Source organism: Sphingomonas glacialis, from assembly GCF_014653575.1.
GTDB lineage: Bacteria > Pseudomonadota > Alphaproteobacteria > Sphingomonadales > Sphingomonadaceae > Sphingomonas > Sphingomonas glacialis.
The window spans coordinates 226,277-238,899 of the sequence record NZ_BNAQ01000003.1; the positions used below are offsets into that span (position 1 = coordinate 226,277).

General features: G+C 66.7%; 12 protein-coding genes and 1 tRNA gene. 4 read left to right on the forward strand and 9 right to left on the reverse strand.

Annotation, left to right across the window (positions count from 1 at the left end; all coding sequences use genetic code 11):
- Window positions 1-66: 66 nt before the first annotated feature.
- Both IE187_RS11735 and IE187_RS11740 read right to left on the reverse strand, forming a co-directional pair.
- Window positions 67-762, reverse strand: a complete 696-nt coding sequence (locus IE187_RS11735; protein ID WP_189676414.1) for an NnrU family protein — start codon at window positions 760-762, stop codon at window positions 67-69.
- Window positions 763-774: 12 nt separating this feature from the next.
- Window positions 775-2,568, reverse strand: coding sequence for a peptide MFS transporter (locus IE187_RS11740; RefSeq protein WP_189676415.1), 1,794 nt, complete (start codon window positions 2,566-2,568; stop codon window positions 775-777).
- Between the two features lie 116 nt (window positions 2,569-2,684).
- On the opposite strand from IE187_RS11740, the gene IE187_RS11745 reads away from it, so the two are divergent.
- The gene (locus tag IE187_RS11745) at window positions 2,685-3,263 is read left to right on the forward strand and encodes a nitroreductase family protein (protein WP_189676655.1); all 579 of its coding nucleotides are present in this window, start codon (window positions 2,685-2,687) and stop codon (window positions 3,261-3,263) included.
- A 38-nt stretch (window positions 3,264-3,301) separates the two neighbouring features.
- Window positions 3,302-3,658: a GntR family transcriptional regulator gene (locus IE187_RS11750; protein WP_133191401.1), complete on the forward strand. Its 357-nt coding sequence runs from the start codon at window positions 3,302-3,304 to the stop codon at window positions 3,656-3,658.
- Between the two features lie 56 nt (window positions 3,659-3,714).
- Here IE187_RS11750 and IE187_RS11755 read toward each other — a convergent pair whose 3' ends face one another.
- Window positions 3,715-4,491, reverse strand: a complete 777-nt coding sequence (locus IE187_RS11755) for a helix-turn-helix domain-containing protein (protein ID WP_189676416.1) — start codon at window positions 4,489-4,491, stop codon at window positions 3,715-3,717.
- Window positions 4,492-4,565: 74 nt separating this feature from the next.
- Window positions 4,566-6,278, reverse strand: coding sequence for an acyl-CoA dehydrogenase family protein (locus IE187_RS11760; protein WP_189676417.1), 1,713 nt, complete (start codon window positions 6,276-6,278; stop codon window positions 4,566-4,568).
- Window positions 6,279-6,340: 62 nt separating this feature from the next.
- On the opposite strand from IE187_RS11760, the gene IE187_RS11765 reads away from it, so the two are divergent.
- Window positions 6,341-7,315 (forward strand): L-threonylcarbamoyladenylate synthase, encoded by a 975-nt coding sequence (locus IE187_RS11765; protein ID WP_189676418.1) that lies wholly within the window; start codon window positions 6,341-6,343, stop codon window positions 7,313-7,315.
- A gap of 9 nt (window positions 7,316-7,324) precedes the next feature.
- On the opposite strand, the gene msrA is transcribed toward IE187_RS11765, so the two are convergent.
- Window positions 7,325-7,870, reverse strand: a complete 546-nt coding sequence (msrA, locus tag IE187_RS11770) for a peptide-methionine (S)-S-oxide reductase MsrA (protein ID WP_189676419.1) — start codon at window positions 7,868-7,870, stop codon at window positions 7,325-7,327.
- 93 nt (window positions 7,871-7,963) lie between these two features.
- Here msrA and galE point away from each other — a divergent pair, with 93 nt between their 5' ends.
- Entirely contained in the window at window positions 7,964-8,959 is a 996-nt protein-coding gene (gene galE, locus IE187_RS11775) for a UDP-glucose 4-epimerase GalE (RefSeq protein ID WP_189676656.1), read from the forward strand.
- Between the two features lie 35 nt (window positions 8,960-8,994).
- Here galE and IE187_RS11780 read toward each other — a convergent pair whose 3' ends face one another.
- From IE187_RS11780 to folK, 4 genes are all read right to left on the reverse strand, one after another.
- Window positions 8,995-11,163, reverse strand: a complete 2,169-nt coding sequence (locus IE187_RS11780; protein ID WP_189676420.1) for a TonB-dependent receptor — start codon at window positions 11,161-11,163, stop codon at window positions 8,995-8,997.
- A 159-nt stretch (window positions 11,164-11,322) separates the two neighbouring features.
- Entirely contained in the window at window positions 11,323-12,021 is a 699-nt protein-coding gene (locus IE187_RS11785) for a phosphatase PAP2 family protein (protein ID WP_189676421.1), read from the reverse strand.
- 21 nt (window positions 12,022-12,042) lie between these two features.
- A tRNA-Lys gene (locus IE187_RS11790) sits at window positions 12,043-12,118 on the reverse strand.
- A 36-nt stretch (window positions 12,119-12,154) separates the two neighbouring features.
- Window positions 12,155-12,610: a 2-amino-4-hydroxy-6-hydroxymethyldihydropteridine diphosphokinase gene (gene folK, locus IE187_RS11795; RefSeq protein WP_268249512.1), complete on the reverse strand. Its 456-nt coding sequence runs from the start codon at window positions 12,608-12,610 to the stop codon at window positions 12,155-12,157.
- Between the last annotated feature and the right edge of the window lie 13 nt (window positions 12,611-12,623).

Below are 12,623 nucleotides of genomic sequence, written 5' to 3' on the forward strand. Positions count from 1 at the left end.
AGTGGCGTTGGGCCCTTCGACAGGCTCAGGGCGAACGGTGGGTCGGTTTGCCTCGGGAAAAGGCCGCTAGCGGTAGATCCAGTGCCACACCCCGGCTGCGACCCCCGCGATCGGCAGATGCGCCCAGGTCGCCGCGAGCCAGATCACCACGCCGCCCGCGATGTCATGCGGCCGGAAGCCACCGAACGCCGCGCGCCGCTGCGCGATCGCGACGAATGGCCAGTAGCTCGTCTTGCCCTCCCAGTCGCGCCATAGAGCGGGCTGGAGCGCTTCCTTCTTGCGATCCTGCAACGCCGCGCCGACGAGCGCGAGCACGATGATCGCCACCGCCACGACGATGTTCGCGGCGATCGGATAGACCGCGATGTGGCACAGCCCCCACAGCGCGAACGCCCACATCATCGGATGCCGCGTGATGCTGAACACGCCGCGCGCGCTGGCAGGCGCGGTCGCGGTCGGTGGTCCGGGAAGCGCGGGATTGCCGAGCAGCGAGCCCATCAGCAGGATGCTCGCCACCAGCATGACGAGCGTGACGGGACCCCAGATGCCCTCGCCGACCGCCCAGAGCGGCACGCTCGCAGGCGCGATCTTATAGGCATGCGCGAGCCAGCCGAGCGTCGCAAAGGCGACCAGCGCATACACGCCCATAAAGCCGTTCGCGCCGATCGCCTTGACGATCGGCGCGCGCAACGGATGCGACAGCAGGAAATGCGTTCCAACGAATGCCGCAGCCGCGGCGATCACCATTTCCGTGCCGTCCATCGTCTTTCCCCCTTATTTGACGCCGTGCATCCACTTCTTGAGCGGCCACGACAAGGCCAGCAGCACGACCCCGAGCACGATCGCGACTTCGGCGATGGTCGTGAAGGTACCGGTATAGGTGTCGAGGCTGACCTTGAGGTTGGTCACCTGCCCGCCGACGGTGTCGACGCTGGCGAACTGCGCGACGATACCCGCGACATATTGCGCGCACGAGATCGACAGGAACCACACGCCCATCATCAGCCCGACGATCCGCGCGATCGACAGCTTGGTGATCATCGAGAGGCCAACGGGCGAGATGCACAATTCGGCGACCGAGTGGATCAGGTACAAGCCAGCGAGCCACCAGATGCCGACCTGGAAGCCCGGCCCGGCGAACCCTGCGCCGAGCACGAGGAACAGGAAGCCCGCCCCCACGCCGATCAGCGCGATGCCGAACTTGACCGGGATCGACGGCTCGAGCCCGCGCTTGGCGAGCGTGGTCCAGAGGATGCTCATGATCGGCGCGAGCGTGACGATGAAGAAGGCGTTGAAGAACTGCGTCTGCGGCGCCGAGATCGCGAAATCGCCGAACAGCCGCAAATCGGTGTTGCGATCGGCGAACAGCGTCAGCGACGAGCCGGCCTGCTCGAACAGCGTCCAGAACACCACGTTGAAGATGATCAGCACCATCGCTGCGAGCATCATCTGGAATTCGCGCTTGTCGCCGATCACGAACGACCAGATCAGGATGCCCGGGATCGCGACGAGGAAGGTGCCGAACAGCAATTTGCCCATCAACGACAGCGACGCGAGATAGCCGATAAAGCCCGAACCCGGCACTGGCGGGACCGAGTTCATCAAATTGACGAACAGGAAATACAGCACCGGAACCGCAACGAGCGCGCCGATGAAGATCGGGATCGTCCGGTCGGGCCCGCTCCGCACGGGCGGTTCGCCGTATCCGTTGAGCTTGCCGCCATCGAACTGGATCAACGTGAACGAGATCAGCATGCCGACCGCGGCAAGGCCGAAGCCCGCCCACCAGCCGAACGTCTCGGCTAGGATCGGACAGAGAATCTGCGAGGCGAGCGACCCGAGATTGATTCCCATGTAGAAGATCGTGAAGCCCGAATCGCGGCGTCGATCGCCCTGCGCGTACAATTCGCCGACCATCGTCGAGATGTTGGGTTTGAAGAATCCGTTGCCGACCGAGACGAGGCTGAGCGCGAGCAGCATGATCGTGACGAACAGCGGGCTGCGCTCGGCATCCGACTTGAAGCCGTCCTTTTCGATCGTGCGCGCGGTGCTGCCATCGGCGGCGAGCAGCGAGACGGTGCCGTCGTCATTGCCCTTCACCTGCAGCCGCTTGCCCTGATCGGTGATGTAGCGCTGCTCGGTCCCGGCTGTGGATTCGACCGTTACGTTATAGCGCTGGCCGTCGATCGTCGCGAACGGCACCGCTGTCTGGCCGCCGAAGCAGAGCGTGAAATACCCGACCGCCATCATGATCGCGCCGAACTTCACCGAGCGCTTCGACCCGAGATACTGGTCCGCCAGATACCCGCCGACGAGCGGCGTCAGATAGACGAGCGCGGTGAACCCGCCGTACAGCCCGGTCGCGGCGCGATCGCCGAAGACGAAATGCTTGGTGAGATACAGCGTGAGCAACGCGCGCATGCCGTAATAGCCGAAGCGTTCCCACATTTCGGTGGTGAACATCCGCGCAAGCTGGCGCGGATGTCCGAACCAGGTCTCGCCCGCCGCCGGATTGACGTGGCTAATATCCGGCTCGCGCGGAGTATCCGCGGTCGGGGTGTCCACCATGTACGAAAGCTCCCTGAATGTCCGTGCGCCGCTACCTTCGGCGCCGACTTGTTACCGTTGAGACTAGCGGCTTGGACGACGGTGTAAATATGCGCGCGTTCCGCTACAGCGCGGCGATGCTCAACGACTCGTCCACCCCGCTCTCGCTCCTCGCCACGCGCCGCTCGGGAAAACCGCGCGATCTCGTCGCGCCGGGGCCCGATGCGGCACAGCTCGACACGATCCTGCAGATCGCCGCGCGCGTCCCCGACCACGGCAAACTCGCCCCGTGGCGCTTCGTGATCGTCGCGCCCGAGCAGCGCGCCGCGCTCGCCCGCGTGATCACCGACGCCTGTCGCGCCGAGCGTCCGAACGCGTCGGCAAAGGAGCTCGAATCGCTCGAACAGTTCGCGCACCAGGCACCGACTTTGGTGGTGGTGCTGTCATCGCCGCGCGTCGACAGCCCTATCCCCTTGTGGGAGCAGCAATTGTCGGCGGGCGCCGCGGCGATGAACCTGCTCCAGGCGACGCACGCGCTCGGTTTTGCCGGCGGCTGGCTGACCGGCTGGGCAAGCGCTTCGGATGCGGTGCGCGATGCGTTCGGCGCGGCCCCGGAACGGATCGTCGGCTTCTTCTTTCTCGGAACACCCGCCAAGCAATTAGAAGAACGCCCCCGCCCGGATACGAGCAAGATTATTTCTCACTGGAAGGGCTGAGGTGTGGACCTTTTTGGCGGTTGCTGTATTATAGCAGCATGACAGCCCTGAACAGCGAAGACAGCCCAGTCTATATCAAATTGCGCGGGACGATCTCGGCCGCGATCCTGCGCGGCGAGTTTCGCGCTGGGGACCAGCTCCCCTCGGTCCGCGCGCTTGCCGCCGAACATGGCGCAAACCCGCTGACCGTCGCCAAAGCGTATCAGAGTTTCCAGGACGACGGCTATGTCGAGGTCCGGCGCGGGGTCGGCATGTTCGTGCTCCCAGGCGCGGCCGAGAAGCTCCGCGCCGCCGAGCGCGAGCATTTCGTCAAGACGAGCTGGCCGCGCATCGCCGCGCATATCGAATTGCTCGGGCTCGATGTCGCCGACCTGCTCGAGCGCGAAAAGGCCTGAAAGCCTGGCCCGGCCGCGAAACGCTGCTTCCGACCGGGCCGTTGGACGATAACCGCCTATCCGACGGTGACCCCCGCCACGCGCCAGCCACCCGTCTCGCGCTCGAGCGTAACCGTCTCGATCGCCTCGGTCCTATTGGCGAAACGGGTTCGAAACTTCACCATTTGGTAGCCGTGCGGCGGCGTCGGCACTTCCTGCTGGCTGACGAGGTTGCGTGACAGCATCTCGCCCAGCGGCACACGCGCCTGTTCGGACGCCTTTGTCCAGACTTGGAGCGTATTGAGCTTTTGGAACGACGGCGTCGTCGCGCGGTAACTCTCACCCCACTGCGCGCGGTCGAGCAGCATGAGCCATTGCCGCGCTTTATCCACGACCGCTGCATCGGGCGTTTCTGCAGCGACGGATGGCCCCGGCGGGGCAGGCGCGTCTTGAGGCAGCGCGACGAGCGCCAAGAGACCGAGGGTAAACGTCATGAGCAAGCCTCCGATGAGGAACCGGGGCTGGCGGTGTGCCCGCCCCACGCCGACCTCCGGCGCGGTTTCCTGTTCCCCCCGAGCAGCGTCCGCGGCTTCCCCGATTGGCGTGTCCCCCACAGAATCGGGGGCCGGCGGCACGCCGCCGCCTTCGGCCGCGAGCAGCATCCGCGCGGCCTCGCGACTGCTCGACACGGCGAGCTTGCGGCGCGCATCGCGCAGCCGCTCGTTGATCGTATGGACCGACAGGCCGAGATCGCGCGCGCTCGACTTCGCATCGTGCCCGCGCACGATCAGGCGAAGCGTCTGCTTCTCCTTCTCGGTCAGCGCGCGGACCCCGTCTCTCACCGGCATGTTCATGGCCCGGAGGCTAGGTCGGGGGCCGCGGCGCGCCTACCCCGAAAAATTCGGGGTGAGCGCGGCAGGGGCTCGGCTCAGGCCGCGAAGGCTTCGGCCGGGACCGAATAGAGCACATCGGCCTTCGCCGTCGCCGCCGCCTTGAGCCCCAACGCCTCGGGGACGATCTGCGCGACATAGAAAGCGCACGCCGCGCGCTTCATCGCCGAGAAGGCATCGTCGCCGGTCGCGATCCGGCCCGAACGCTCCATCAGCCAGCCGCACGTCGCGACCGAGAGCATCGTCAGGAACGGATAGCTCGCCGCGAGCTTGTCGTCGGCATCGAGCCCCGCCATGCCGCGCCCGATCTCGTCGCATGCGTCGATCAGACCGATCAGGCCTGCATCCTGCGCTTCGGCGCGCATGTCGGCGATCAGCTGCGCGAACACGCCGCCATTGGCCATCGACAGCTTGCGCCCGACCAGATCGGCCGCCTGGATGCCGTTGGTGCCCTCGTAGATCGGCGTGATGCGCGCATCGCGGAAGAACTGCGCCGCGCCCGTCTCCTCGACATAGCCCATCCCGCCATGCACCTGGATGCCGAAGCTGGCGACTTCGTTGCCGATATCGGTGCCGTGCGCCTTGGCGAGCGGGGTGAGGATCTCGAGCCGGTCCTGCGCGCCCGCTTGCCCGAGCGCCGCGCGGTCGACTTGCGCCGCGGCGTAATAGACGAGCGCACGCGCCGCCTGTGTCTGCGCCTTCATCCGCAGCAGCATGCGGCGGACGTCGGGATGCTCGACGATCTTGACCGATTCCTTGCTGGGCGAGCCGGCGCGCGGCGACTGCACGCGATCGAGCGCATAGGCCACCGCCGCCTGCGTCGCGGCTTCGGCGACCTGGACGCCCTGCAGCCCGACATTGAGGCGGGCATTGTTCATCATCGTGAACATGGCGCGGATGCCGCCGAATTCGCCACCGATCAGCTCGCCGATACAGTCATCATTGTCGCCGAACGACAGCACGCAGGTCGGCGAGGCGTGCAGCCCCATCTTGTGCTCGATCGAGACGACGCGGACGTCGTTGAAATCGCCCGGCGTACCGTCCTCGGCCAGCCGGTACTTGGGCACGAGGAACAGCGAAATCCCCTTGGTGCCGGCCGGTGCGCCCGGCGTGCGTGCGAGCACGAGGTGGACGATGTTGGGCGCCATGTCGTGATCGCCGAACGAGATATAGATCTTGGTGCCCTTGATGCTCCACTTGCCGTCGCCGAGCGGCGTCGCGGTCGAGCGCAGCGCGCCGACGTCGGACCCGGCCTGCGGCTCGGTCAGGTTCATCGTGCCGGTCCATTCGCCGGTCGCGAGATGCGGAAGGTACAGCGCCTGCTGCTCGGGGCTGCCGTGATGCGCCAGCGCCTCGATCGCACCGACGGTCAGCGTGGGCGCGAGCGCGAAGCCCATGTTCGCGCCACCGAGCGTATCGAGCACCGCGGTCTGGATCGCGAAGGGCAGGCCCTGCCCGCCAAATTCTTCGGGAACGCCGATCGTGCCCCAGCCGCCTTCGACATAATCGTGATACGCCTTCACGAAGCCGTCGGGCATGACGACGCCCTCGGGGGTCCATTTCGCGCCGACGGTGTCGCCGGCGCGCAGCAGCGGCGCCCATTCGCCCGCCGCGAGTTGCCCGACGCCTTCGAGCACCGCGTCGACGACGTCGTCGCTCGCGGCGGCGAAGCGTTCGGTCGCGGCGAGATCGGCGATGCCGACGATGTGATCGAGCACGAAACGCTGGTCGGCAGTGGCGGGGGTGAACATGGCGGATCCTCTGACTCAGGGCCCCTTATCGGGGCTGCTGCGCCGGGCTATAGCCCTGTCCGATGATCCCGCCAAACCCGCCTTTTGCGACGCAGACCTTACCCTACGGCGAGGCCGCGATCGCCGCCGCCGCCGCGCTGATCGTGGCCGGCCAGCCGGTCGCGATCGCGTCCGAGACGGTCTACGGGCTCGCCGCCGACGCGACCGATTCGGCCGCCGTCGCGGCGATCTATGCGGCGAAGGGCCGGCCGAGCTTCAACCCGCTGATCGTCCATGTCCTCGACATGGCGGCGGCCGAGGCGATCGCCGAGTTCGATTCCGTAGCGCGCGCGCTCGCCGAGGCGTTCTGGCCGGGACCGCTGACGCTGGTGCTGCCGGTGCGCGCCGATGCGGGGATCGCCGCGGCGGTGACGGCGGGGCTGCCGACGATCGCGCTGCGCGTGCCGGCGCATCGCGCGATGCGCGCGCTGATCGCGGCGTCGGGCAAGCCGCTGGCGGCGCCGTCGGCCAATGCCAGCGGGGCGATCAGCCCGACACGGGCGGAGCATGTCGTCGCCAGCCTCGACGGGCGCATTGCGCTTGTCGTCGATGACGGCGCGACCGAAGCAGGACTCGAATCGACGATCGTCGCGACCGCGGGAGGCCTGCGCGTGCTCCGCCCCGGGCCGATCACACGCGAGACGCTGGCGGCGTTCGACACGCTTTCGCCCGAAACAGAGAAAGCAGACCGCCCGGCAGCTCAGGCGATCACCGCCCCCGGCCAGCTCGAGAGCCATTACGCGCCGAGCAAGCCACTGCGCCTCAACGCCACCACGGCTGCGCCCGACGAATATCTGATCGGCTTCGGCACGATAGCCGGCGTCGCCACGCTATCGCCGACCGCAGACTTGACACAAGCCGCGACCAACCTGTTCGCTGCGCTGCACGCGGCAGACGCCTCACCATCGACACGGATCGCGATCGCGCCAATCCCGAGCGAGGGGATCGGCGCTGCGATCAACGATCGGCTCAAACGCGCGGCGCACCGCGACACTTGAGCGGAGGCGTTACGCCCCCACCGCCGCCTTCGACCGTGCCGCAAAGCTCTTGCGCAGCTTGGCGAGCTTGGGCGGGATCACCGCGAGGCAATACGGATTGCCGCGACCTTCGGTGTCCCAATAGTCCTGGTGATAATCCTCGGCCGGATACCAGGTCGACATCGGCTCGATCGTCGTGACGATCGGCGCGGGCCAGTCGCTCGCGGCCCGCTGCATCGCCGCGACGGCCGCGTCGCGCTGCGCATCGTCGGCGGGGAAGATCGCCGAGCGATATTGCGTGCCGACATCGTTGCCCTGGCGGTTGAGCTGCGTCGGATCGTGCGTTGCAAAGAACATGTCGAGGATCTCGCCATACGACACCTGATCCTTGTCGAAGGTCACGCGGATCGCCTCGGCATGGCCGGTGTCGCCACCGCACACTTGCTTGTAGGTCGGATTGGGCACCGTCCCGCCGATATACCCGCTTTCGACCTTCTCGACGCCGATCACGTCCTTGAACACCGCCTCGGTGCACCAGAAACATCCACCCGCGAGCGTTGCGACTTCGCTAGCCATCTTCGAATCCTTTGTTGCTGCTGCCTAGATAGGAATGCGGTGGCGCGGCGCAATCTCCAAGGGTACGGCGGAACCAGACAAGGAGACAGGATGATGCTCGACGGTGCGGTAATGGTGACGGGCGGAGCGGGCTATATCGGCAGCCATGCGGTGCTGGCGCTGCTCGACGCGGGGCACCGCGTCGTGGTGTTCGACAATCTTTCGACCGGGTTCGACTGGCTGGTCGACAGCCGCGCGACGCTGGTGCGCGGCGAGATCGAGGATGACGTGCTCGTCCGCGGCACGATGCGCGATCATTACGTCCGCGCCGTGATGCATTTCGCCGGATCGATCATCGTCCCCGAGTCGGTCTCGAACCCGCTCAAATATTATCGCAACAACACCGTCGCGAGCCGCGCCTTGCTCGAAAGCGCGGTCACCTCGGGCGTGAAGCACTTCATCTTCTCCTCGACCGCAGCGACCTACGGTACGCCCGAAAAGGTGCCCGTGGCCGAGGGCGACCCGACCGTGCCGATCAACCCGTACGGCATGTCGAAGCTGATGACCGAGGCGATGCTGCGCGACGTCGCCGCCGCCTATCCGATCAACTATGCGGTGCTGCGCTATTTCAACGTCGCCGGCGCCGACCCACAGCAGCGCACCGGCCAGTCGACCGTCGGCGCGACCCACCTCATCAAGATCGCGGTCGAAGCCGCCCTCGGCAAGCGCGCGAGCGTCGGCGTTTACGGCACCGACTATGACACGCCCGACGGCACCGGCGTGCGCGACTATATCCATGTCAGCGATCTCGCCGCCGCGCACGTCGCCGCGCTCGACCTCCTCGTGGCGGAACCCGCCAAGAGCCACACGCTCAACGCCGGCTACGGCAAGGGTTTCTCGGTGCTCGAAGTGCTCGACGCGGTCGACCGGGTCACCAACATGAAACTGACCCGCATCATCGAAGGCCGCCGCGCGGGCGATGCCGGCGAACTCGTCGCCGACAATCGCGCGATCCTCGCCACGCTCGACTGGACGCCTGAGCGCGCCGACCTCGACGGCATCGTCCGCGATGCGCTGGCGTGGGAGCGCAAACTGGGCGAGCGGGGCTGAACGTCCCCCCTCCCGCTTGCGGGAGGGGAGTAGGGTCAGATCGTCTTGCTGATCCCGAACATGAAGCCGCGCCGCGCGCCGAATTGCGGCGCGCCGACGCCGACCCCAGAGCCGTCGCGAATCTCGTACACCCGGTCTGCCACGTTGAGCACGTCGAAGCGCACCTCGATCCCCGGCCCCTTGAAGTCGTGGCTCGCGGTGAGGTTGAACACCGCATAGGGCGTCAGCTTGCCGCCATTGGGCACGTCGCCGTCCTTGCGCAGCCCCGAGCCGTAAATCATGCTCCCGCCGAGTTTGCTGTCGCGCAGGAACCCCTGGTCGAAGTGATACGACGCGCCGGCCGAGCCGGTATAGGTCTGGTCGTGGTCGAGATAGATGTAGTTGCGCGCGATATAGGCGACGTCGCCCGGGTCGAAGTTGAACTGCCCCGACGCGATCCCCAGACCCTGCGCCTTGGCGTAGGAGAAATTGGCATAGGCGAACACCGGCCCGTGCTGGTACGAGACATTGCCTTCGATCCCGTCGATCCGCCCGCGCGTGTAATTGAACGGCGTGAGAATGATCGGCGCACCGAACTGGCCTTCGTCGACCAGGTTGCGCGACCGGCGATGATAGGCGTCGATCCCGAGCGTGAAGCGGCCCAGTTTCTGCTGCGCGCCGACGTCGAAATAATCCTGCCGCTCGGCAAATGGGGCGGTGGCGAGCGGAGTCGTCACGCCGTTGTCGCCCGGCGCCTGTGCGCTCGTGCCGCGGAACTTCAGGACGCTCGTCGTCGCGACGTTCGAAAAGGGCGCGGGCGAGAAATAGCGCGCATAGCCGGCGTGCAGCGTCAGCCCGTTCGACGGCGTCAGCACCGCGTTGATGCGGGGGCTAAACTGCGATTCGGCGCGGAAGCCGTTATAATGATCGAAGCGTCCGCCGAAATTGACGATCAGCGGCTCGGCGATCTTCCATTCGTCCTGCAGATAGACGCTGTAGGTCATCTCGGTCGTCGCACTGTTGTCGATCACGGTGATCGGCTGGCCGAGCTGTGCGCCACCCGCGTCGAGCTGAAACACCTGCGCGCTGGTCTGCGAATTGCTGCGATCGCGCGAGATGATCACGCCGGCGCGCAGCGTGTGCGCGCTCGACAGCCGATAGGCCGCCTCGAGCTGGCCGCCGAAGGTGAAGTCCTGCTTGAACGCCTTTTGCGCAATGCCGTTGAACAGCAATTCGCCCGTCACGTCGGGGGTGTAGCGCAGCGACGAATAGCGCGCGAACAGCGAGGCTTGGAGCGTCACCGGCCCGGCATCGTGGAGCAGACTGGCGAGGCCGAAGGCAGTGCGCTCGCGCTGGCGCTCGTCGAGGTCCTCGCTGCGGAAATCGGTGACGCCGCCGACATTGTAGCCGTTGCCCGGGGTCAGCCCGCGCGGATTGGGGATCTGGAAGCTCTGGTCGGAATAGCCGCCCATGAACGAGACGCGATTGTTTTCGTCGAGCGTGTGGTCGACATAGACGAAGCCTTGATACTGGTTGGTCACGTCGTGGAGCGGCGTGCGGCTGCCGTCGACCGACTCGATTCCGATATTGCTGTGCTTGTAGCTGCCGGTGACGAAGTAGTTGGTGTTGCCGGTCGAGCCGCCATAATCGAAGCTCGGCTGCACGGTGTCGTTGGTGCCGCCATACAGCGCCACCTGGCCGGCATTCTTGAAACCGTTCTTGGTGGTGATGTCGATGATGCCCGCGGTGCGCAGGCCGTATTGTGCCGGCAGCGCGCCGGTGCGCAGATCGAAGCGCTCGACGAGGCGCGGCGAGAGCGTCTGGCCGAACACCGCGACCCCCTCGGGCAGGATCGTGCCGTTGATGCGGTATTGCAGGTTGTTGTGGTCGTCACGGACATGGAACTGGCCGCCGCCATCCTGCACGACGCCGGGCAATTGCAGCAGGATCTGGTTGAGCTGCTGATTCTCGCCCCCGGGGAGCGCTTTGATCGTCTCGCTGGTGATCGTGTAGGTCGTCGCGCCGAGGCTCGGCTGGATCGAGGCGCGCGCCGCATCGAGGCGGCCGGTGACGACGATGTCGGGACCGCTCTTTGCGGTCGACGGCGCAGTCTGGTCATCGGTGCTGGCGGCAACCGGTGCCGGCGTGGCTTCGGGGGCGGCATAAGCGGCGATCGGTGCGACCGACAGCAGCGCAGCGCTGGACAACAGAGTGGCTCGGATCATGCGGGAGGCGGCCTTTCAAGATGCGTTGTGCAGTGCAGTAGATGTTATGTGATATTATCACAAGACCGTTTCGTCGACTCCCGGAAACGATTCGGCCGTGTAGGCGCAGCGGTGGCCCGCGCCACCTTGCGGGCAGATGAACGAAGCGCGAATCGGTGGCTAGGCGGCGGTCCTGCGGCGCGCGATCCGCAACCGCAGCGCAGCACCCAGTGACCACCACGCGACCGCCCACAGCCCGCCGAACGTCCAGCCGGCGAGCACGTCGCTCGGCCAATGCACGCCGAGATAGACGCGGCTGCACCCGATCGCCGTGACGAGCAGCAGCGCTGCGCCGAGCACATAGCGCCGGAGCGCACGATGCTCGGTGATTTGCAGCAGCAACAGCGCGAGCGTCAGATAGACGCACGCGCTGTTCGCGGCGTGGCCGCTCGGGAAGCTCGCATTGTAGACCGAAACGAGGTGATCGGTCACCGTCGGCCGCGTCCGCCCGACCAGCGCCTTGACCAGCGTTACCACGATCGATCCGCTGATCGTTCCGCCCAGCACCAAAGCGAGCGTCAGCCAATGTCGCTGGACGATCAACAGCCCCGCCGCCAGCGCGGCGACCAGGACCAACACGGTCGGCCCGCCGAGTGCAGTCACATCGACGACGCTTTGCGTCAGCCAGGCCGGCCCTGGCGGCACGCCATGCGCCACCCCGCCGCGCGCCCATAACAGGATCGCGCGGTCGAACCCGAACTGCAGCCCGCGATCGATCAAGGCACCGAGCAACAACAACGCCCCGCCAGCGCCGGTCAGCGCCGCGACCGCGACGATCGTCCAGGGCGGGTGGCGGACATCGGGGGCTGGGGGCGGCATCGAGGCATCCTTGCGTGCCGGTGGTGGGCCCAATGGGACTCGAACCCATGACCTACAGATTAAAAGTCCGTTGCTCTACCAACTGAGCTATGGGCCCACACCGGGCTCGCGTTAGGAGCGGTTGCCGGATGGGTCAACCCAGGCGCTTAACCTTGCGCAATCGCGCGAGCAGGTGGCGCGGGGTCAAACCGGTCCGCGGATCGCGCCAAACGGGCGCAATCGCGTACAAGGGCGCGAGCACGAAATCGCGGTCCTGGAAGGCGGCGTGCGGGACGCGCAGCCCTTTCGATCGCCATGCGCCGCCCGACCAGGCGACGATATCGAGATCGATCACGCGTGCGCCCCAGCGCGCGCCACGCCGCCGCCCGAAAGCGCGCTCGATCGCCTTGAGCCGCGCGAGCATCGCAGGCGGCGCGACCTCGCTCTCGATCAGCACGACGGCATTGGCGAAGCGTCGAATCGACGGTCCGATCGGGGCACTGCTCGATACAGGGGATTCGGCGACGACACCGCCGAGCGCCGCGATCGCTGCGGCGACTTCCGCCACCGGGCTGCCATGCACTCCGCGCCGATTCGATCCGATCGCAATCGCATAGCAGGGG